General features: G+C 64.3%; 18 protein-coding genes and 1 pseudogene. 5 read left to right on the plus strand and 14 right to left on the minus strand.

Going from position 1 to position 20,570, the window contains the following annotated elements:
- The 3 genes from IIB36_18315 to IIB36_18325 all read right to left on the minus strand — a co-directional run.
- On the minus strand, window positions 1–121 hold a 121-nt coding region (locus IIB36_18315), incomplete at its 3' end, for an ABC transporter ATP-binding protein (protein MCH7533696.1).
- Between the two features lie 106 nt (window positions 122–227).
- The gene (locus tag IIB36_18320) at window positions 228–1,496 is read right to left on the minus strand and encodes an HlyD family efflux transporter periplasmic adaptor subunit (GenBank protein MCH7533697.1); all 1,269 of its coding nucleotides are present in this window, start codon (window positions 1,494–1,496) and stop codon (window positions 228–230) included.
- A 56-nt stretch (window positions 1,497–1,552) separates the two neighbouring features.
- Entirely contained in the window at window positions 1,553–3,082 is a 1,530-nt protein-coding gene (locus IIB36_18325) for a TolC family protein (GenBank protein ID MCH7533698.1), read from the minus strand.
- Between the two features lie 769 nt (window positions 3,083–3,851).
- On the opposite strand from IIB36_18325, the gene IIB36_18330 reads away from it, so the two are divergent.
- Window positions 3,852–5,480, plus strand: coding sequence for a D-aminoacylase (locus IIB36_18330; protein ID MCH7533699.1), 1,629 nt, complete (start codon window positions 3,852–3,854; stop codon window positions 5,478–5,480).
- Between the two features lie 285 nt (window positions 5,481–5,765).
- A complete protein-coding gene (murB, locus tag IIB36_18335) occupies window positions 5,766–6,713 on the plus strand; it encodes a UDP-N-acetylmuramate dehydrogenase (GenBank protein MCH7533700.1) in 948 nt (315 codons plus the stop codon).
- Window positions 6,714–6,760: 47 nt separating this feature from the next.
- Here the strand turns inward: murB and IIB36_18340 are convergent, their stop codons facing one another.
- Genes IIB36_18340 through IIB36_18350 form a run of 3 tightly spaced genes read right to left on the minus strand, consistent with a single transcriptional unit; the run spans window position 6,761 to window position 9,124 of the window.
- On the minus strand, window positions 6,761–7,423 hold the full coding sequence (locus IIB36_18340; GenBank protein MCH7533701.1) for a phospholipase: 663 nt from the start codon (window positions 7,421–7,423) through the stop codon (window positions 6,761–6,763).
- A complete protein-coding gene (locus IIB36_18345; protein MCH7533702.1) occupies window positions 7,420–8,772 on the minus strand; it encodes an MATE family efflux transporter in 1,353 nt (450 codons plus the stop codon). Before IIB36_18345 ends, IIB36_18340 begins: the two co-directional genes overlap by 4 nt.
- Before the next feature lie 52 nt (window positions 8,773–8,824).
- Window positions 8,825–9,124, minus strand: coding sequence for a hypothetical protein (locus IIB36_18350; protein ID MCH7533703.1), 300 nt, complete (start codon window positions 9,122–9,124; stop codon window positions 8,825–8,827).
- A 179-nt stretch (window positions 9,125–9,303) separates the two neighbouring features.
- On the opposite strand from IIB36_18350, the gene IIB36_18355 reads away from it, so the two are divergent.
- Window positions 9,304–10,206 carry a M55 family metallopeptidase gene (locus IIB36_18355; GenBank protein MCH7533704.1) on the plus strand — a complete coding sequence of 301 codons (903 nt, stop codon included), beginning with the start codon at window positions 9,304–9,306 and terminating at the stop codon, window positions 10,204–10,206.
- 9 nt (window positions 10,207–10,215) lie between these two features.
- Here the strand turns inward: IIB36_18355 and IIB36_18360 are convergent.
- Window positions 10,216–10,718 (minus strand): annotated as a pseudogene (locus IIB36_18360) (N-acetyltransferase).
- 240 nt (window positions 10,719–10,958) lie between these two features.
- Between IIB36_18360 and IIB36_18365 the strand changes: the two are divergent.
- On the plus strand, window positions 10,959–11,234 hold the full coding sequence (locus IIB36_18365; GenBank protein ID MCH7533705.1) for a hypothetical protein: 276 nt from the start codon (window positions 10,959–10,961) through the stop codon (window positions 11,232–11,234).
- Window positions 11,235–11,246: 12 nt separating this feature from the next.
- Window positions 11,247–11,774, plus strand: a complete 528-nt coding sequence (locus tag IIB36_18370) for a CAP domain-containing protein (GenBank protein MCH7533706.1) — start codon at window positions 11,247–11,249, stop codon at window positions 11,772–11,774.
- On the opposite strand, the gene IIB36_18375 is transcribed toward IIB36_18370, so the two are convergent.
- From IIB36_18375 to IIB36_18405, 7 genes are all read right to left on the minus strand, one after another.
- Window positions 11,752–12,006, minus strand: coding sequence for a hypothetical protein (locus IIB36_18375; protein ID MCH7533707.1), 255 nt, complete (start codon window positions 12,004–12,006; stop codon window positions 11,752–11,754). The genes IIB36_18370 and IIB36_18375 overlap by 23 nt on opposite strands.
- A gap of 421 nt (window positions 12,007–12,427) precedes the next feature.
- The gene (locus IIB36_18380; protein ID MCH7533708.1) at window positions 12,428–16,018 is read right to left on the minus strand and encodes an efflux RND transporter permease subunit; all 3,591 of its coding nucleotides are present in this window, start codon (window positions 16,016–16,018) and stop codon (window positions 12,428–12,430) included.
- Window positions 16,019–16,020: 2 nt separating this feature from the next.
- Complete coding sequence (locus tag IIB36_18385) at window positions 16,021–17,139, minus strand: efflux RND transporter periplasmic adaptor subunit (GenBank protein ID MCH7533709.1); 1,119 nt, start codon at window positions 17,137–17,139, stop codon at window positions 16,021–16,023.
- 9 nt (window positions 17,140–17,148) lie between these two features.
- Complete coding sequence (locus IIB36_18390) at window positions 17,149–18,627, minus strand: TolC family protein (protein ID MCH7533710.1); 1,479 nt, start codon at window positions 18,625–18,627, stop codon at window positions 17,149–17,151.
- Window positions 18,628–18,643: 16 nt separating this feature from the next.
- On the minus strand, window positions 18,644–19,282 hold the full coding sequence (locus tag IIB36_18395) for a TetR/AcrR family transcriptional regulator (protein MCH7533711.1): 639 nt from the start codon (window positions 19,280–19,282) through the stop codon (window positions 18,644–18,646).
- A gap of 108 nt (window positions 19,283–19,390) precedes the next feature.
- Window positions 19,391–19,831 (minus strand): peptidylprolyl isomerase, encoded by a 441-nt coding sequence (locus tag IIB36_18400; protein MCH7533712.1) that lies wholly within the window; start codon window positions 19,829–19,831, stop codon window positions 19,391–19,393.
- A gap of 399 nt (window positions 19,832–20,230) precedes the next feature.
- A partial coding sequence (locus IIB36_18405; protein ID MCH7533713.1) for a transposase occupies window positions 20,231–20,570 on the minus strand: 340 nt, incomplete at its 5' end.

Below are 20,570 nucleotides of genomic sequence, written 5' to 3' on the forward strand. Positions count from 1 at the left end.
ATACGAACTCACCCGTCGCGATCGACAGGTTGATGTTCGACAGCGCGTGCGTCTCCACTTCCTCCGTGTAGAAGACCTTGCTCAGGCCCTCCATGTAAATCAGCGGATGATCTCCAGCCATCGTCGTCCCCTCTACCCTTGGGTTTGAAAGCTCCCACGGCGCCCGCCCCCTCATCACCACCGCAACACCACATCACCGCGGTGGCAGGCTCCGAAGGAAGTCCTGATTATCGGTTTCTGAGCTTCACCCGGTCGAAGCCGTCCCACCGGGACATGTCCGACAGAATCACCACGTCGCCGGGTTCCAGACCCTCCCGCACCTGGATTTCGTTCACCGAGCTGACCCCGAGACGGACGGTCACGCGGTCCGCGTACTGGCCGTCCTCGGTCAGTCTGAAGATGCTGACCTGCGCGTTCGCCTGGCCGAAGGTCGGACGCCCCACGTACACGATGTCCTGAAGCCTCTGGATGACCACATTGCCGTCAACGCTCAGGTCCGGACGCGCCGAAGGCGGCAAGTTCCGCGGAAGCGCGACGTCGATCGTCACGGTTCCGTTTCTCACCGCCGGATCGATGCGAACGACCTGACCCACGATCGTGTCGGTACGCGTATCGATCAACGCGACCTGGCCGACCACGATGTCCTGCGCCTGGGTCTGCGGGATCCGAATCTCGGCCTTGAGCCGACCCGGCACGACTACGCGCGACAGGTTCTGCCCCGACTGCACCCACTGTCCCTCCTGGAGCGGGATGTCCAGCGGCGCGAGTACACCGGCGACCGGAACCGTCACCTGCATCGACCTCAGACGATCCCTGTTGAATGCCGCCATCTCGGTCAGACGCTCGATCTGCTCGAGCTGCGCGTCGAGCTGCTCCTGAGCGGTGCCGGCGATCACCTCGAGGCGATCCTCCTCGATCTCGAGCCGAATCGACAGTTCGTCGACCTGTTCCTTGGAACGATCGAGGTCGGCGCGGGCCACCAGGTCCGGGTTCTCATCGAAGAGGCGCTGGTTGGTCGCGTAGTTTCGCTCAGCGTCGAGGAACTGCGTGTGCACCGTCGCTACGGTCCCCCGCTGCGTGAGTTCCTGCGTTGCCAAGCTCGTGCGTAGCTGCGCGAGCGTCGCTCGTGCCTGGGACAGCTGCTGCTGCGCCTGCAGGAGCTGCATGTCCACGTCAGGGTTGCTCATGACCATGATGAGATCACCCTCGCCGACCTCAGTGCCGGGCAGAGCGAGGATCTGCTCGATGCGACCCGGTGTGAGGGCGGTGATCCACCGCATCTGCTCGGGCACGAGCGTGCCCGGTCCACGCACCTGGCGGACCATCGTGCCGCGCACGACGGTGTCTCTCCACACGGTCGCGGCGTCCACGCTCGGCGCAGCCGACGGCAAGAGCCTTGGCAGGAAGATCGTCAGCGCGATGACGCCCACCCCCACCGCACTCCACACGAGCCGCTTCCTCTTCTTCTGCGGTCTGGTATCGCGAATGATGTCCACGGTCAGCCCTTTAATAGTTCCGCTAGTAGTTCGGCGAGTAGTAGTTCAGCCAATGTTCAGCGTGAAGGGAGCGGCTGACCCACAGCCGCTTCGAGCGCGATCAAGTTGTAATGGAAGTCGTACAGCGCGTTCAGGTACAGTTGATCCGACGTAGTCACGGTCGTCTGCGCGTCCATGAGCTCGAGCAAGCCGGCGGCACCGAGCGCGTACCGACGCCGCTGCAACTGCAACTGCTCCTCGGAGAGTGCTTGGTTTCGAGCTTCGACCTGTATCACCTGGTAGGCCGTAACCAGGTTGTCGTAGGTGTTCGTGACCGCCGTCCTCAGCCGAAGCTCCTCCGCCCGACGGTTGTGTTCCGCGTCCTCGGCGGCATTGTTCGCTTGCGACACCTGACGCTGACCGGTGAAGCCTGTGAAGATCGGGAGCGATACGGTCGCGCTCAGGGTCACCGGGTTGGAGCTGAAGTCGAACGGGAAGAGCCTGTTCGCGGCCAGCGCGGCTGCACGAGCATCGTCAGTCGCCGCAAACTGTGAGCAGTCTTGGTTCACCCAACCCGGAAGCCCGCCAGCCAACCCGCTGTTGAGCGCGTTTTTTTCTTCACAGTTCCCGATGCGGGAGGCCGCTAGCCCGTCGACCTGCGAGGCTACGAAATCTTCGTTCAGCGCCTGCCGCGCAAACCCGCTCAAGCTAGTGCTCAGGAAAAGCGACGGCAGATATTGGCTCGTGGAGATCTGGCGCGCGGCAGCCTTGCTCGCGCTTTCCAGCGCAGCAACGGCTCGCAGAGACGGGTGCGCCGCGAGAGCCTGATCGATCAACGGCCCGACCTCGAAGTCGGGCTCGAACACATCGAACTGGCTCGCCAACTCGACGTCGACATCGAGCGCGACGCCGAGCCGCTCCGCAAGCAGAAGCTTGGCTTGCCTCACGTCGCGCAGCGCCTGGATCATGCCGACTTCGGCCCGACCGAGGTCCACTTCGGCCTGCCTTCCTTCGGTGCCGGCCGCGGCACCAGTCTCCACACGCGTGCTCACGATCCGGAGGTTCTGCCGTGCGCGATCCAACTGACGCTGTGCGACGTCGACTTGATCCATGAAGCGCAGCGCGGTCATGTACTGCAACGCCACGGACGTTTCGAGGTTCCACTCCGCGGCGCGAACGCTCGCCGCCGTCGCGCGCTTGTTCGCACGCGCGTTGGCGATCCCGAAAATCGTGTTCCCCGTGATCGCCATGTTGAAGTTCATGCTGTAGCTCGAGAACGCCCAATCCGTTGGAGCGTCGAACTCCAGTGCTCCCAGTCGCTGAACACCCGCCTCCTGATACGCCGCTCTGCCATTCACGTTGACCGTGGGCAAGAACGCGGCATACGCCTCCCGGGTCTGCCAGTTGGCCTGCGCCATGTCGTTCTGTGTGCTCAGATAGAGCGGGTTGTTGCCCTTGGCGAGCACGATCGCCTCCTCGAGCGTCAACTGGCTCGGCGCCCGCTGCGCCACGAGCGCGGTCGCGGCCAGCGCCAATAACAAGAGTGCCGCCGCTAGAGCCCTGGCCACCGTCCACTCCCACCCTTCAGCTTTCGTCTTCGTCCTCACCCGTCTCACCCTCATTCGAGTCTCAAAGTGGTTCTGAGCGAAAGAGCTCGACCGGACCCGGCGGGCTGATCACCGACCCCACCCTTCGCATCCCATCGTCCCTCCGGCCGAGCAATATTCGCTCAGACGGCATCCTTCTATAGAAAGGGTCGTGCCAAACGCCCATCGCGCCTCGTAACTCGTTCTCAATCAACCCACTAGAACACTCTATGTCATCTCGTGTCTAGGTGTGTCCGTTGCGCATGTGCGAAAGCGCGTCCCACAGGCGGACAGTCCTCGGTCCCGACATCGGGAGCTGGCCGAGGCGTACATCACACGGCACTTTGGCTAACCCATCCGAACAGCTCCGGAGAAACGCATGCGCTCGATCCGCTTCCCGCTGATGATGTTGACCGTCGCCCTGGCCACTACAGCGGCCTCCCTCAGCGCCCAGAGACCGTGCTCTGCCGAGGCGAATCGTCACTTCGATTTCTGGGAGGGCCGGTGGGTGGTGCGCGCCGCGAACGGAGCCCTCGCGGGGCACAACACTCTCTCCCTGGTGCTGGGCGAGTGTGTTCTCCAGGAGCACTACACCACGCCGTCCGGCTACGAGGGACAGAGCCTCAACATCTTCGACCGGACGCGAGGCGTTTGGCACCAGACCTGGATGGACAACCAGGGGACACTGCTGCAGCTCGAGGGCGGATACGAGAACGGCCGGATGGTCATGCAGGGCGAAACCGTCGACTCCGCGGGGGTGGTGACGCTCAACCGCATCACCTGGTCGCGTATGGACGGAGGCCGAGACCGGGTGCGGCAGCTCTGGGAAGTGTCCAGCGATGGCGGAACAGTGTGGAGCACTTCGTTTGACGGGACCTATATCCGCCTCGAGACGAGCGCGGACTGGGATCTGCTCATCCAGGGCGGCACGGTGATGAACGGCAGCGGGCGACCGGGTTTTCGAGCCGACGTCGCGATCGTGGACGACAGGATCGTGAGAGTGTCGCCCACGCCCCTCGATCCCGAGAGGGCGAGCCGCACGATCGACGCTACCGGGCTGGTCGTCGCCCCCGGCTTCGTCGACCTGCACGCGCACCTCGACCCGCTACTGCGGCTGCCCGGCGCTGAGAGCCACGTGAGGCAGGGCGTGACGACCGCGCTGGGCGGCCCCGACGGTGGGGGCCCCTGGCCCTTCGCGGAGCACCTGGAGCTGGTCGCCGCTGTGGGCGTCGGCATGAACGTCGGCTTCATGGTCGGACACAACACGGTGCGGCGCGCGGTCATGGGTCTGGAGAACCGAGCCCCCACCGCGAGCGAGCTCGAGCGCATGAAGGAGATGGTTGCGCAGGCAATGGACGAGGGCGCCTGGGCGATCTCCACGGGGCTCAAGTACCTGCCGGGCGCGTTCTCCGAACTGGACGAGGTGGTCGCACTCTCGGAAGTCGCCGGCCGACTGGGTGGCTTCTATACGTCGCACCTCCGGGAGGAGGGGCTCGGCTTGCTCGAAGGTGTGGGAGAGGCGCTGGAGATAGGGAAGCGTGCGAGCATCCCCATCGTGCTGACCCACCACAAGGTCGTCGGCCAACCGACGTGGGGCGCCTCGGTGAAGACGCTCGCGATGGTCGATTCCGCGCGTGCGGCCGGCACCGACGCGATGATCGACCAGTACCCGTACACGGCCAGCTATACTGGCATCACGATCCTGATTCCGGCATGGGCGATGGCCGGCGGGACCGGTGACCTGTTACAGCGGATGGAGGACCCGGCGCTCGCCGACAGCATCCTCGCTGGCATCGCGTTCAACATCGTCAACGATCGGGGCGGCAACGACCTCAACCGGGTCCAGTTTGCGATCGTGGCGTGGGATCGCTCGCTCGAAGGTAAGACTCTGCACGATTGGGCGATGCGGGAGGGGCTCGAATCGACGCCCGAGACCGGGGCCCGGCTGGTGATCGAGGCCGTACGGCGAGGCGGAGCCAGCGCGATCTTCCACGCCATGAGCGAGGAAGACGTTGAGCGCATCATGGCGCACCCGTTCACGATGATCGCGTCGGACGGGCGTCTGACGCAGCCAGGCGAGGGACATCCCCACCCCCGCTGGTACGGCACCTTCCCGCGTGTGCTCGGGCTCTACGCGAGGGACAAGGGCGTGCTCTCACTCGAGCAAGCCGTGCGCAAGATGAGCACGATGCCCGCGGAAAGGATGGGGCTACGCGAGCGCGGCCAGCTCCGAGAAGGGTGGTTCGCCGATGTTGTGATCTTCGACCCCGCGACCGTCTCGGATCAAGCGACCTTCGAGGATCCGCACCAATATCCCGTGGGCATCGACTGGGTGTTGGTGAATGGCGCAATCGCCGTCGAGAACGGACAGTACCGCAACATCCGTCCGGGTCGGGTGCTGAGGCGGGGGCGGAACTAGCAGGCGGAAATTGTAGACGTTTTTCGCGAACTGGTGAAGCGCGTCTCGTCCCCGATTGGGGAACGAGATCGAATACCGAACCGGACTCTGCGCGGCGACTCGAGTGACACCGAGCATCGACATGACGATCAAGAGAACAACGGAACGCATGGATCAGCTTTTCATGAAGAGGTCGTCTTGCGACCGCGGGCCAAGCTACCGGGCTCCCGAAGCCAGGGCTATGTTTGCCGCGCGCCCGAGACCATATCTGCACTCCGACTCAGGACACCCGGCGGCCGGGATCCCATGACGCTCACGACCGACTCGAAACGAGCCCTCACGAAAGCGCTCGGCGCGGACCGAATCGAGCGTGATGTGGCGCTCGGCCCGATGACCACGTTCCGAATCGGCGGACCCGCAGATTTGCTGTACCGCGCGCGCACCGTCGATGAGCTGGCGCTCGCCATTCAGACCGCCCGGCGGCTGGACGTCCCACACTTCCTACTCGGTCGCGGGGCGAACATTCTCGTGGGCGACGGTGGCTTTCGCGGACTGATCATTCGCTCGGAAGTCGGCGGCATCGACTTCCTCGACGACGCGCGCGTGCGCACGGGGGCCGGTGTTGAGACCTTTCCCGATCTGATCGACGCGACCGTCGCTCGAGGGCTCGGCGGGCTTCACCACTACGTCGGGATCCCCAGCACGGTGGGGGGCGCGCTCTGGCAGAATCTGCACTTCCTCTCTCCCGCTCCGGAGCGGGAGCGAACGGTCTTCATCGAGGAGATTCTCGAGTCTGCGGACCTGCTGACCGAAGAAGGCGAACGCAAGACCGTCGACGTCGAGTATTTCGAGTTCGGATACGACCAAAGCATCCTGCATCACCGCGACGACGTCGTGCTCTCGGCGACCTTTCGACTCCGTCCCCAGGACACGGACGAGCTTCGGCGGGTCATGCGCGAGAACCTCGCGTGGCGGGACGAACGCCACCCCGATCTTTGGCTCTACCCGTGTGCTGGTTCGGTCTTCCAGAAGATCGACGGCATAGGCGCAGGTCGGCTCGTCGACGAGTGCGGACTGAAGGGGCACGTGCACGGTGGCGCAGGCATCTTCCACAAGCACGGCAACATCGTGGTCAACTTTGGCGGGGCAACGGCCCGAGAGGTGCGCTACCTCATCGACCTGGCGCAGGAGACGGTAGCGCGAGAGACGGGACACGAGTTGGTCCCCGAGATCGAGTTCGTAGGGGAATTCTGAAGACCAGCGGTCGTGCCGGCATGCCTACCCTGGCAAGATCCGGACGCCTACGACCGCGCCAGCTCGCTCAGCGTCTCGAGGTGAATGTCGTGCCCCCCTTCGTACGATACGAAGCGGTGAGGAATCCCGGCGGCGTCTAGACTCGCCTGCTCCTGTGCCCGCAGCGTCTCGTTGAGCGCGGGATCCTCGGTGCCCCGCACGATCAATATCTCGGTGTCGGCGAAGGCGGCGCGAGCCGCCTCCATATCGAGGTCAGGAGGTAGATAGTCACCCCACAGCACGAGACGGCGGGGGCGAAGCCTACCGTACGTGATCCAGCGGCATGCGGTCGCTACTCCCTGCGAGAACGCGAGCACCGTGGTCGGTGCACCCTCGATCCCGACTTCGTCGTGCAGCATGTCCAAGTAGCGGACGTAGTCGCGGATTTCGTTCTCACGATCCTCCCGGGTCATCCAGGCGCCACCTACCACGGATACCGGACCGTGCCGGCCCGGCTCCAGGCTCACGTAGAACCGGGAAAGTGCTTCGGGCGCGACGATCCGGCGGCTGCCGTCGGCGATCCCTTCGAAACGGCTGAGGAAGCGGGCGGCGAGCTGCCGGTAGCCGTGCAGGACGCACCACAGCTCGTCAGGGTTCGCGACGTCCTCGCCGAGAACCCAGTAGCGTGCCGTTTTGGGCACCTCGATGTGCCGTTCCCGTGCATCCTTCATGCGCTACTCACTGGTTCCGCGTCTGTGTCATCGATCACGACTCGTCTCAGGGCCCTGCCGAATCTGATGCGAATCCGGTGCAGCAATAGGATCGCGACGATCCCGATGCCGATCGCGAGTCCCCACCATACGCCGGCCGGCCCCCAGTCGAGCCAAAGCCCGAGCACGACGCAGATCGGCAGGCCGACGAGCCAGAACCCCACGAAGTTCAGGATCATGGGCACGCGAGTATCAGCGACACCGCGCAGCGCGCCCGCGGCCACAACCTGCAGCCCGTCGAAGATCTGGAAAACACCGGCGATGGGAAGAAGCGTCGCGGCGGTCGCGATGACCGGCCGATCGACACTGAAGATCGCCGCGAGCGGCTCCGGAAAGAGCAAGAAGAGCGCAGCGGTCACGCTCATGAACCCGGCACCGACCAAGAGGCCCGCCCCTGCGGCGCGTCGCGCACCCGGCGGATCGGCTCGCCCGACCGCCTGCCCCACGAGGACGCTCGTGGCTTGCGCAACCCCGACTGGGACCATGAAGGTCAATGCGGCAAGCTGGAGCGCGACCTGGTGGCTCGCCACTGGGATCGTTCCCATGAGCCCAATGAGTAATCCGGCAGCCCCGAACACGCCAAACTCGAGTGACTGTTGTGCGCCGATGGGGGCACCCACGCGCAGTAACCGCGCCAGCGGCTTGAGCGCCATCGCTTCGGGGCGGAACGGCCGTAGCGAAGGCCTGAGCAGCGGCCAGGCGACCAGAATGAGCATGAGCATCATGAACCAACGGGAGAGGCTCGTCGCCCATCCGGAGCCAACCGCGCCAAGCTCTGGCGCGCCCAGATTTCCGTAGATGAGGATCCAGTTGAAGACGACATTCACGACGTTGGCGGCGGCCACCGTCCAGAGGAGGGGACGAATTCTTCCCATCGCCTGTAGGCTCTGTCGCAGCACGACGAATCCGTAGAACGGGTAGACTCCGAGAATCGAAGCCCATGCGTATGCAGCCGCGACGGGTACCACGTCCGGCGGCTGCCGCAGCGCGCCCAGGATCGGTCCGGCAGGCAGCAACAGTACAGATGCCAGCGCGGTCAGTATGAGTGCGAGCAAGCCGCCCCGCTGCACACCGCGCGCCACCGCGTTGGCGTCTTGCGCCCCAACCGCCTGGGAGATCACCGGATCGAGAGCGAACAGCACGCCCATGCCGAAGACCGCTACGCCGAAGAAGTACAGATTGCCTATGGCAACCGCTGCGAGGTCCGTGGGCGTGACGCGCCCGACCATGACCGTGTCGACCGCTCCCATCGCCATCATACCGACCTGGACCGCCGCGACCGGAAGCGCTAGCCGGGCAAGGTCACGCAAGTCTCGGCGATCGGGTCGGTACGCCCCGACGCGGACGCGTTCACCCTCTGCCTCAGAGCTCAGGCGTGCTCGCCTCGCGATCTGACTCACCAATCGAGGGGTGCCGTCCGGCTCGTTCTCTCAGCAGCCGGTCCCTCCGGACTTCCAGCAGCAGAAGCGCCTCGTCGTCCGGTGGCGGTTCGAACATCGGCTGACTCCCCTCCCGCACCATGAAGAATGACACCCACGTCGTCGGGGTGCCCATCCAGAACGCAACGAGCCGGGTAAATCCGTGGATACCCTTACGCCTGAGGTCGAGGTAGACAAGGTTCGCCACCGCCCATACTGCCGCGGTCACCGTCGCTTCTAGCATGAGTCCCGCCTCGGGAAGGTTCAGGGAGTACGTGAGGTCACATCCGGCGGCGAGCGTAAGCAGCGCGAGCCCCCTTCTGGCGCCCGGCGTTGCCGCACCGCTCCCTACCCCCGAAGATACGCGCGTTCCCTTCCACTCCCTTCACGTGAGTCACGGCACTCGACAGTCGCGGAGGCAATATGAAGCGCTTCGTTTTCGCAACAATGGCGGTCGCTCTCTCTGGTGCGGCCTATCCAGCCGCCGCCCAACAGGACGGCCTCAAGGTGTACATCTCCGCCGACATGGAGGGCGTCGTCGGCGTGGTGACCAGTGATCAGCTCGGACCGTCGGGTTTCGAGTATCAGCGCTTCCGGGCGATCATGACCCATGAAGTGAACGCGGCGATCGAAGCTGCGCGTGAGATGGGCGCAACCGAGATTCTCGTCTCGGACTCACATGGGAATGGTGAGAATCTGTTGATCGAGAACCTCCCGCCGGATGTACAACTCATACGGTCGTGGCCGCGGCCTCACATGATGATGGAGGGCATCGACGAGACGTTCGACGCGGTGATCTTCATCGGATACCACTCGAGCACCACCAATACTCGGGGGGTGCGCGCACACACGATATCCAGTGCCAATCTCACCGCCGTGCGGCTCAACGGCGTCGACATGCTCGAGGCGAGCATCAACGCCGCGATAGCCGGAGACTTCGGAGTACCGGTGGTCATGATCTCGGGCGACGACGCCGTGGTGGAAGAGGCACAGCGTGTCGTTGGAGACATGGAAGGAGCCGTGGTGAAGTGGTCTCTCGGCTTCCACAGCGCCCGAACGCTGATGCCGGAGGCGTCGTATGCGCTGATCGCCGCAAGAGTAAGGACCGCTCTCGGTCGTCTCGACAGTTTCCGCCCCTATGTCATAGAGGGGCCCATCGAGTTGGAGATCTCCTTCAAGAACTACATGCCAGCCGAACTGATGGCGTACCTGCCAAACGTGGATCGCGTCGACAGCCACACGATTCGATTCGTGGGCCAGGACATGACGGAGATCAGCAAGTTCATCGAATTCACGACGAGTTACTCGGTAAGCATCACGCCCTAGTGCTCGCGGTCACTCCAGTCCTGTGACCGCGCTGCGGCGCTCCATGAGAACCGTGTCGCGCCAGCGACCGTCGTGGAATCGGCCGATGCGCTCACGGGTGCCGACCACGCGGAACCCGACGCGCTCGTGTGCCCGGATCGACGCAACGTTCTCGGGGAGAAGATACCCGCCTGCAGCATCCAGATGCCTTCGGCCTCCGTGGCCTCTACCATGGACGTCATGAGGAGGCTCCCGATCCCCTGTCCTCGGTGTCCTTCGGCGACGTAGACCATGACCTCGCAGACGCCAGCGTAGACGGCCCGCTTCGAGCTGGGGCTCACGCACGCGAAGCCGACCACCGTCCCGTCGGACTCCGCGACGAACCTGCACTTGGAATGCCGGCGCGCATCCCAGGCCTCCCAATCAGGAACCTCGCGCTCGAAGGTTGCGTCTCCGGTATCGATGCCCTGTCGATAGACCTCCCGGACAGCGGGCCAGTCGTCCGGGATCATGGCGCGCAACTCGATCTGCATCCACATGCTCCGATTGGGTCTTGCGAGTGCCATGCGGTGGCCACGGGCTGCTAGCTGCTAGCTTTCGCGCCAACCACTCGACTCTCCAACGCGAGATTACATGGCAACCTTCGACTCGGCCGGGGCTGAAGACTCCACACGCGCCTGCACCTACGAGGTAATCTTCGGCACGATACACGCGCTGGGAAGGCCTCCGACGTGCTGCTCATCGTCGCGATCCTGGGAAGCATTGCGACGGTGATGCTCGAATCCGTCCAGAGCTGGCAAGCGAATCATGCCGGGACTGTTGGGTACGGTGACATCGCGCCGGTGACTCCGTTCGGTCAGGCGGTTGCCTCGCTGGTCATGATACTCGGGTACGGCATCCTCGCGGTGCCGACGGGCATCGTGACCGCTGAGCTGACGGCGGCGCGCACGAATCGGGGAAACCCAGCCCGTATGTGCGAGGAGTGCGGGCACGTCAGCAACGACTCAGCCGCAGCGTTTTGCTCACGTTGCTCAGCCTCGCTCTCTTAGCTGGAGACTCCGGTGAATGCCCCCATGAGAGCGCTGTGCACCGCCTTGACGCTCCTGCTTTCGGGTTGCGCGCTTTCCCGAGCGCCCGGCACCGGAGGCCGGTCGTGTCCCTCCACTCGTGGTCAGCAGATCGTATCCCTGTTGAACCTCACTCGCGCGCGCGAGAAGCTGCCGGAGCTGCGAGTGGACGTACGCCTCATCAGAGCGGCGCAGGCGCACGCTGAGGACATGGCCGCCGGAGGCTTTTCGGGACACAACGGCTCCGACGGCAGCTTACCAGCCGATCGCGCGGACCGGGTCAGCTATCCGTGGCTTTTCGTGGCCGAAAATGCGTCTGCCGGTTATTCGACCGCTCCGTCGACGTTCGCCGCATGGATGGACTCACCTACGCATCGAGCGAACAATCTGCACCTGGAGGCGGAGCATGTGGGTGTGGGCTACGCGGAGAACGGCGAGACGCAGTATCGTGCCTACTGGGTGGTGGTATTCGCCGCGTCATCTGAGCCGGCCATGTCGACTACGGGCGGGTGTCATCCCTGATGGCACCTTCGTCCACCAGGGTGTGCTCCCCTGCCCCCAATTCCGGGTAGCGCCACGCTAACAGAATCGCGAGTGGTACGCCGAGGAGCATTCCGCCGCGCGCCAGCGTTCCAAACAGCGGCGGCAGCGCCAGAACACGCTGCAGCCAATCGAGCGCCGGCAACACGACCGCGGCGCCGACAGCGTACGCAAGCATGACCCATAGCACCCTGCGGATCGGAAGTTCGCTCAATGTCCCAAAGCCGCTGAGAACCCCGAAATGGCCGAGACAGGCGGGATGTCGTAGCGACCGCGCACCACGAGCGAGCGATTCGCCGTGACGACCGCGAGGCCAAGTACGCTGCGCCGTCTCATCGACCGGCCTCTCCTTCCACGCCGGACCCCATCACCAGCGACAGTCGCCGCAGTTCCGCCACTTTCGTCCAGGAGTGCAAGGCCCACACACCTACCACGGTGAAGAAAATCGAGGTCACGAATCCGGGGACACCGGATCCAACCACGAAGAAGAGAAGAGCATCGCTACTCCCGCAGCGATGGCCCTTATAATAGGACCAATGCGAGCCCCCCGCCCCCAAGGCGGCTGACCACGAGCGCCTGAATCGCTCCAGGGGCGTCGGCGTGCCCTCCGGAGCGCCAGTCGTAGTTCGTTCAGACTAGGAGGCATCCGTCCGCGGCTCGAGACCCGGCATCGAGAACGGATCCACGTCGACTTTCTCCAAAGTCGCCCCGACAGGCTCGGGAATCACGGGCGGCGCCGGCGGAGGAAGCGCCTCCCCGGAACCCGTGCCCGTCGCCGCCTCAGGCTCGCCCTCGAAGCCTTCTCGCTTCCCGTAGTCCGCCCCCTCCGTGTTGAGGAAGTGGCGCCGGATGAAGTCCGTCGCGTCATCGATGAGCGAGTACATGACGGGTACCAGGATCAGCGTCAGGAAGGTCGCGAATAGAATACCCGCGATGATCGCAATCGCCATCGGGCCCCACCACGCCGCTTGCTCACCGCCCCAGTAGAGCTCCGGATTGAGGGAGGTGTAAAGCCCGAAGAAGTCGAAGTTCAAACCGATCGCCAACGGCACCAGGCCGAGCGCGGTCGTCAACGCCGTGAGCACCACCGGACGGAATCGCGTTAGACCGCCCTGCACCAGCGCCTCGCGCCGATCCATGTGGTCCCGCTCCCGCAAGACGTCGATATAGTCGATCAGGATGATCGCGTTGTTTACGACGATACCGGCCAGAGAGATGATACCGACGCCGGTGTTGATGACACCGAACGGCATGCGGAAGATCATCAGCCCGATCAGCACACCCATCGTCGACATGATCACGGACGTAAGGATGATTACGGGCTTCACGACCGAATTGAACTGACTGATCAGGATGAAGCCGATCAGCATCAGCGCGATCAGAAAAGCGCCCCCCAAGAACGCCTGGGCCTCATCCTGATCCTGCGACTGGCCGGTGTAGCGCAGCGTATATCCGGGCGGCAGGCTGCCTTCGAAATTCGCCAGGGTCTCCTGCACTTCCGCGAGCACCGCGTTGTTCGTGTACCCGGCCGCGACGTCCGAGCTGATCGTCGCCATGCGAGTCTGGTCCTTCCGGCGAATCGAGCCCGCACCCTCCTCGACGCTCCACGTCGCGATCGAAACGAGCGGCACCTGGATGCCCCCTTCGGCCATGATGGTCAACTCGCGGAGGCCTTCCAGCTCCTGACGGTACGGCTCGGCGAGTCGGACGATGATGTCGTACTCGTCGTTCCCGTCGCGGTATTTGGCCGCCTCGATCCCGTTGATCGCCCCGCGAATCGCCCAACCGACCTCCGACGTATTCAGGTCGTACAGCGCAGCCTTCTCGCGGTCGACCTGGATCGACAGCTCGGGCCGCGCCGCGTCCAGGTCGCTCTCGAGACCGACGAGCTTTCGGTACACTGGCGCACCCTCGAGAACGTCAAGCAACTGCGAGGACAACGCCTTCAACTGCTCGGGATCCTCCCCGACCAGCTCGATGCTCACCGGCGCACCCTGGACCGGACCCTGCGTGATCTTGTCCACCGTGATCGTGGCTCCGGCCACCGCCCGCCCGATCGTCGCCTGCATCTCGGCGAGCATGTCGAAGGCATCCCGGCCGCGGTCCTGGAAGTCGACCAGCGAGACCGTCACGCGACCGCCCTCCGGTCCGCTCGGCCCACCAGCCATAGGGTTCCCACTGCCTCCGGCACTTCCGGTGACGGCGACGACTGATTCCCAGTCCTCCTGTCCCCCGAGGCTCTTGAGCTCCTCCTCGATGCGAAGCACGATCGAATCGGTGACCGCCGCGCGGGTTCCGACGGGCGTCTCTATGTCGACCAACAGCTGCGGCGGAGGCATGCTCTCCGGGAAAAACTCAGTCCCCCTACCAAACAGCGCGAACACGACGGCCGTGGTAACGAACGCGGCGACGGTGCCGCCGACAACAACGAACCGGTTGCGAAGGGCGGAACGCAGCTGGCGCTCATAGAAGTCCCTGATGCGCGGCAGCAAGCCATGCTGGAAGCGCCGGGCCGTACCTTCCAATACGAAGCGATGCAGCGCCCACAGGCCCACGAACGTCGCGGTGAGTAGGACGGCGGTGAGCGGGTTGACGCCCGCAACGGCGAGGAAGGCGAGCGCGGCCCCACCGATGAGCGTCCACCGCATCGCGGGCCGCAACGGCTTCCTCGGAGTCGAGTCCAGCGTCATGAACATCGCGCACAGCGTCGGAATGATGACGATGGCGACGAACAGCGAGCTCGACAGGGTCACCATGAGCGTACGAGGCATGTAGCCCATGAACTCGCCGATCTCCCCGGGCCAGAAGAGCAACGGGGCGAACGCGGCCAGCGTGGTCGCCGTTGCCGCGATGATCGGCACCGCGACCTCACCCGTAGCCTTCTTCGCGGCGAGCGTGCGGTCCCAGCCTTCTTCCAAATACCGGTAGATGTTTTCGACTACGACGATCGCGTTGTCGACGAGCATGCCCAAGGCGAGAATCAGGCTGAAGAGCACGATCATGTTCATCGTCATGCCCATGAGCTTCAGCATGATAAAAGACAGGAACATCGACGCCGGGATCGACACCGCCACGAACATCGACGTGCCCGCACCCAGGAAGAACAACAGGATCACGACGATCAGGATGAGTCCGCTGACGATGTTGTTCTCGAGGCTCGAAACCATCTGCTCGATCTGTTCCGACATGTCGGACGTGATCACGATCGAGATGGACGGCGGCATCATGGGCAGCATCGCGTCCACTTCGGCCTTCACGGCCGCCGCGGTCTCGATGATGTTCTCGCCGGAACGCTTCACCACGTCCAGCGTGACCACCGCGCTTCCATTCATGCGTGCGAACGTCTGACGCTCCGCGAAGCCGAAGTCGACCGTAGCGACGTCGCGAATGTAGATCGGCCGACCGCCCTCGATCTTGACGACGAGGTCCGCGATGAGCATCGGGTCGTCGAACTCACCGTCCACGCGTACGAGGTACTTCGTGTCTCCGACGTCGATCGAGCCACCCGGGATGTTCACATTCTCGTTCTGGATCGCTTCGATCACGTCCTGGAGTTCGACCCCATAGAACTGTAGGCGCGCGAGATCGACGTCGACCTTCACTTCGCGCTCGAGTCCTCCGTGCAGGTCCGCTCGCAGCACCGCAGGAATCGCCTCGATCCTGTCCTGAAGGTCTTCGGCCAACTCCTTGAGGCGAACCAGTCCAAAGTCTCCGGACAAATTCACCTGCATGATGGGGATTTCGGAGAAGTTGATCTCGACGATCGTCGGGTCCTCCGCGTCGTCCGGCAGATCGGGCTTCGCCAGGTCGACCTTCTCACGCACTTTTTGCAGCGCTTCATCCAGGTTGACCGCCGTCCCAAACTGCGCGGTGATGCTCGAGTATCCCTCGACCGACGTCGAAGTCAGCTCCTCGATATCGCTGATCGTCGACAACTCCTCCTCGATCACGCGCGTGACCTGGCTCTCGACGTCCGCGGGAGACACACCCGGATAGATCGTGTTGATCGCGACCATCGGAATCGCGATCTCGGGAAACGACTCCTTCGGGATCGCCCGGTACGAAAGCGCGCCCATCAGCGTGATGATGAACAGCAGGACCATGACCGAGGTTCTGTGCTCGACCGCGAAGCTCGTCACGCGGAACTCCTTGAAGCGCTCGAGCATGCGAAAGTCCGCAGGCGGCTCGGCCCCGGCCTTGGCGCTGTCGTGATCGTCTTGATTCATGATCACTCTCGGTCCCGGTGGCCGACCACGTTGACACGGTCGCCATCGGACACGGTTCTCTGACCCACCACAATGAGTTGCTCTCCGGGCTCGATACCCGCCTCGATCACCACCAGGTTGCGTCGCGTCGGCCCGAGCTCGACCGGGCGCACCTCCGCGACGGTCCCCTCGTTCCACTCCGAGACTACGAAGACGACGTAGCCGCCCTCGACGCGCACGAGCGCATCCTGCGGAACGACGAGCGCGTCGGCGACCTCTCGCCGCGTCACGGACATGTTCGCAACCATCTGCGGCTTGATGAGACCGTTGGGGTTCGGGAGCACGACTTCGATCAGAAACGTCCGGTTCTTCGGATCCACGGTCGAGCCGACGTAGCTGATCGGCGCCGAGAAGACCTCATCACCGAGCACGTCGAAAGTCACCATAGCCTGAGCGCCTACCGCGACGTCGGCGGCATACCGCTCGGGAACTCCGGCGACCACCTTCACCGGGTTCAGGTCGATGAGGCGGCCCACGGACTGACCGGGGCTCACCATCGACCCGACCTCGATGTGCCGCTCGTCGAAGATACCCGAGAACGGCGCTCGGATAACCGTGCGCGCGAGCCGCTCCTCGAGGCCCGCGAGGTTCGCCGCCGCCGCCTCTTGGCCGTACTTCGCCTCGAGGTACGCGATCTCCGAGCCGACCTGGTCCTCCTCCCAGAGGCGCTTGCGACGCTCCCACGTTTGGGACGCGAACTCGGCCCGGGCGCGCGCCTGGTCCACGTCGGCTGTGAGCACCTTGTCGTCGATCTTCGCGATCGCTTCCCCGGCTGAGACCCGTGAGCCCTTCTCCAGGAAGATCTCTCGGATGACCCCGCTCTCCTCGGCCGCGACCAGGACGTCTCGGTTGGCCATGACCACCGAGGTGAGCCGGATATCCTCTACGAAGACGCGGGAAGTCACCGTCGAGGTCTCGACGTTGATCACGCGCACGGACGCTTCACCGCTGGGTGCGTCGTCCGTCGCGTCGGCCTGAACCGCGCCACACCCCGCCATCGCCAAGGTCACCAGCACCGCCGGCAGCCGGCTCATCCGTGCCCGCGTCGTCTCTCCATTCTTCAAGACCTGCTTCATCGTCATCTATCCCACCTAGAAACGCCCGCCCTGGGCGTCGACGTCCACGAGCGGGACACGCCCCGTCGCCTCGTCGAGCTGAGCCCGAGCCACCAAGTAGTCGTAAACAGCCTGTGCGTAGTTGAACTCGCTCTGTCGCAGCGCGACTTCCGAGTCCGTGAGCTCCAGTTGGCTGCTGAGGCCTTCCCGGTACTGGGCGCTGGCGATCTCAAAGCCACGCTCGGCCTGAGTGACCGCCAGGCGCTGCCCCCGTGCACGCAGGCGCGCCTCGTCGGTCGCCTCAATCAGGCTCTTTACCTGCGCTACCGCCTGGTCGACGCCCTTTTGTGTCTGGGCTTCGGCCTGGCGCACGAGCGCGCGCTTCTGGTCGATGCGGGCATCACGACTGAAGCCCTGGAAGATCGGGATGCTCACTCGCACCCCGACCATCCGAGAGTACGCGCGCTGCCCATCGCCCCGCGCAAAGAAGTTGGGGCTGCCGTTGTCTTGCGCGTTGATGATGTAGTTCCCGAACAGGGTCACTTCGGGCAGGTAGCTCACCTGTTCGAGTCGCATCTCGCTGCGGCGTAGGTCCTCGATGAGTTCGAGTTGACGCACGTCGGACCGCAGGTCACCCGCGACCCGCACGGCCTCACCGACGCCACCTTGGAAACCCGTGAACGCCAACACCTCCCGATTCGCGGGTGTGTTGGCCTCGATGTTCTCGAGATCCATCTCCGCGAGCGAGCCCTTGACCTCCAGCGACTCCTGGTCCGAGACGTCGAGCTCCACCGCGATCTGACGTCGTGCCTGCAGGGAGGCATTCTGCGCGCGCCGCAGGTTGGGCTGCATATTGGCGAACTCGACCTGGAGCCGGAGCACGTCGTACTCGGACGCCAACCCCGCACGGTGCAACGCCTGCGTCTCATCGAGTGACTGGCGCACGCGATGGAGCGAGTTCTCCGTGAGGCGCACCTGCTCCTGCGCAAGCAGTAGCTGGTAATAGGCCACTCGGACTCGCGTCACCACGGCCTGCGTCTGTCCGCGTACCGACTCTTCCTGAAGGCTCTCGAAGCGCCCGGCCGCCCCGAGCGCGACGAAGACGCTCGGTCGGAAGAGCGGCTGCTCGACGCTGAGCGAAGACGTCCACTGGTTGTCCGCACCAAACTGCACGACGATGTAGTCGTCCGGGCCGGCCGTCGGATCGAAGATCGCGGCCGGCAGGAAGTTCACTGGGGGCGAAATATTGCGCGTATAGCTCACGTTGAGGTCTACCGTGGGATAGACATTACTCCACGCCTCGGAGACGCGCTCGTTCGCCTCGCGCAGCCCCAGCCGGGCGGCGATCACGTCCCGGTTGCTGCCGAGGGCAGTGCGCACGACCTGCTCGAGCCCCATCGCACCAGCCGACTCTTGAGCGTCGAGCGCACGCGGCGCGATGGCCCCGGCCATGATGAACAACATGAACGCCACCGGTGCTGAGCCGCTGAACCGGCGAATATCTATTCGCATCATCCCTTCTCTTCCTCTCTCAGGCTTCGACGGAGGCCGAAGTGTCGATGTACCGCTCGGCGAGCTCGGCGGCGAAGGCTTCCGTCGCGACCCCGCTCAACAAGCGCACACCCGATTCCTCGAAAAGTGCGCGGAATTCCATCTCCTCGATCCGCAAGTGCCCGTGGCGATATAGCTGCAGGAGCCCGTGCGCGTGCGCCCACATCGTCAGAGCCGTCTGCGTCGGGTCCCCGTCCTTCAGGATCCCGGCATCCATGCACTCACGTACGCGATCGATCCAGAATTGGTGGCGGGCGCTACTCATGGCCTCGATATCCGCGGGCAACTCGCCCATGCCGAGCTGTTCCGGTCCAAAGCACAGGATCGCGTGCCACCGCGGGTGCTCGAGCGCGAAGTCGAGGTAGCGCTCGCCTGCGCCGGAGAAGCGCTCGAGCGGCGTGGGAGCCTCAATCGCCCGATAGAGGTATGACATGAAGGCGCGGTGAGCCTCGCGCATCACGTCCGCGAGCACGTGCTCCTTCCCGTCGTAGTGCCGGTACAGTGCAGGCGCCGTCACCCCGACTTGCTTCGCGAGCTTCCGCATCGAAAAGCCGTCAAGCCCATCCTGCAAGTAGAGCTCGACGGCAGCGGCCAGGATCTTCTCTCTCTGATATGACATGTAAACACCGTAAACAAGATGCGACTATCGGTCAATGACCGGAAGCCTGAACAGGGTAACGGTGTTTAGTGCCAAATGGTGCGATGTGGAAGCTGACGCGGGCGTTCCCTACCCACGCGTAAGCACCGAGGCGGTGACGATTTGGTCTCCTCGCACGATGCTGTCCATCACGCCTAGCCCCTCGACCACCCACCCGAACACGGTATACCCGCCGTCGAGGTGCGGAAGCCGCGTATGGGCGAGGAAGAACTGAGAGCCCTCGGTGTCCTTGCCGGCACTCGCGAGGCCGATCGCGCCCCGCACGTACGGCAACTGGTTGAACTCGCTGGTGATCTGGAAGCCGGGCCCACCCCTGCCGGTGCCTCCGTCCACGTCTCCCCCCTGGGCTACGAAGTTCGGGATGACGCGATGGAACGGCACGCCGTTGAAGCGTCCCTCGCGGATCAAGCGCGTAATCGTCTGCACGGCGTGCGGAGCCTGCTCGGTATCCAGCTCCAGCAACACCCGGCCTCGGTTGGTATCGAACGCGATTCGGGGGCTATCGCCGATCGTCTCCAGATAGGTCCAGTCGATGACGGTCGGGTCATACTCGAGCTCGACGCTCCCTTGCCGGACCTCGGGCGCGTCCTCGTCGGTGTCGACCTCGACGAGCTCGCCGGTGAGTCGCTCGATCCCGCTCGCCGCGATGCGACGGACCACCGCGGCGGGGTGCTCTAGTCCTAAAATAAGCGAGTTGGGCAAGAACGCTTGCGGGTCGTGCGGTGGGCGCTATAGCAGCTTAGAAGCGTGCATGAAATGGCGGGCCTCTGTCGCTCGGGCAGCGTGGCGGTGGCACAAAGGCGGAGTGCAGGGACCTTTTGGGGGTTCAGGGCGCAGAGATCCCTGGACCGCGCCGTAGCGGCCCGTACAAGCGTGTAAGCGGTCTGGGACTCTGGGAGACCGCGGTGACTACCCGAAGCCAGTGCGCTCGATGGTGCGCCAGGCGCTGAAGAAGCGGTCCAGAGTGGGTTGGTAGCCAAGGAGCCGGATCGTGATGCTGCGCGCTTGCCGCGTCACGCGGCAGGGTATGAGGATGACGCTGTGGATGAAGCGGCGGAACTCCATGCCGAGATATTCCTTCCGGTCCCGCTTCAGGTGCATCATCATGGCGAACCACGACTTGATGTTCCAAGCCAAGGCCGCGATGACCATGTAGGCCCAGTTGCTCACCAGGTCGTAGAGCGGCACCCGTAGCGCGTTGACGCCATTCTTGAGCTGCTCGATGACGTTCTCCTGGTCGCAGCGCTCG

This window comes from Gemmatimonadota bacterium (genome assembly GCA_022560615.1).
Taxonomy (GTDB): domain Bacteria; phylum Gemmatimonadota; class Gemmatimonadetes; order Longimicrobiales; family Gaopeijiaceae; genus UBA1138.

Coding starts and splice junctions, on each gene's coding strand:
- IIB36_18340 (MCH7533701.1), bottom strand. CDS start 7,423: ATGAAGGATGCACGGGAACGGCACATCGAGGTGCCCAAAACGGCACGC.
- IIB36_18380 (MCH7533708.1), bottom strand. CDS start 16,018: ATGAATCAAGACGATCACGACAGCGCCAAGGCCGGGGCCGAGCCGCCT.
- IIB36_18390 (MCH7533710.1), bottom strand. CDS start 18,627: ATGATGCGAATAGATATTCGCCGGTTCAGCGGCTCAGCACCGGTGGCG.
- IIB36_18355 (MCH7533704.1), top strand. CDS start 9,304: ATGAAGCGCTTCGTTTTCGCAACAATGGCGGTCGCTCTCTCTGGTGCG.
- IIB36_18330 (MCH7533699.1), top strand. CDS start 3,852: ATGGACGGAGGCCGAGACCGGGTGCGGCAGCTCTGGGAAGTGTCCAGC.
- IIB36_18350 (MCH7533703.1), bottom strand. CDS start 9,124: ATGCTAGAAGCGACGGTGACCGCGGCAGTATGGGCGGTGGCGAACCTT.
- IIB36_18385 (MCH7533709.1), bottom strand. CDS start 17,139: ATGACGATGAAGCAGGTCTTGAAGAATGGAGAGACGACGCGGGCACGG.
- IIB36_18365 (MCH7533705.1), top strand. CDS start 10,959: ATGCTCGAATCCGTCCAGAGCTGGCAAGCGAATCATGCCGGGACTGTT.
- IIB36_18395 (MCH7533711.1), bottom strand. CDS start 19,282: ATGTCATATCAGAGAGAGAAGATCCTGGCCGCTGCCGTCGAGCTCTAC.
- murB (MCH7533700.1), top strand. CDS start 5,766: ATGACGCTCACGACCGACTCGAAACGAGCCCTCACGAAAGCGCTCGGC.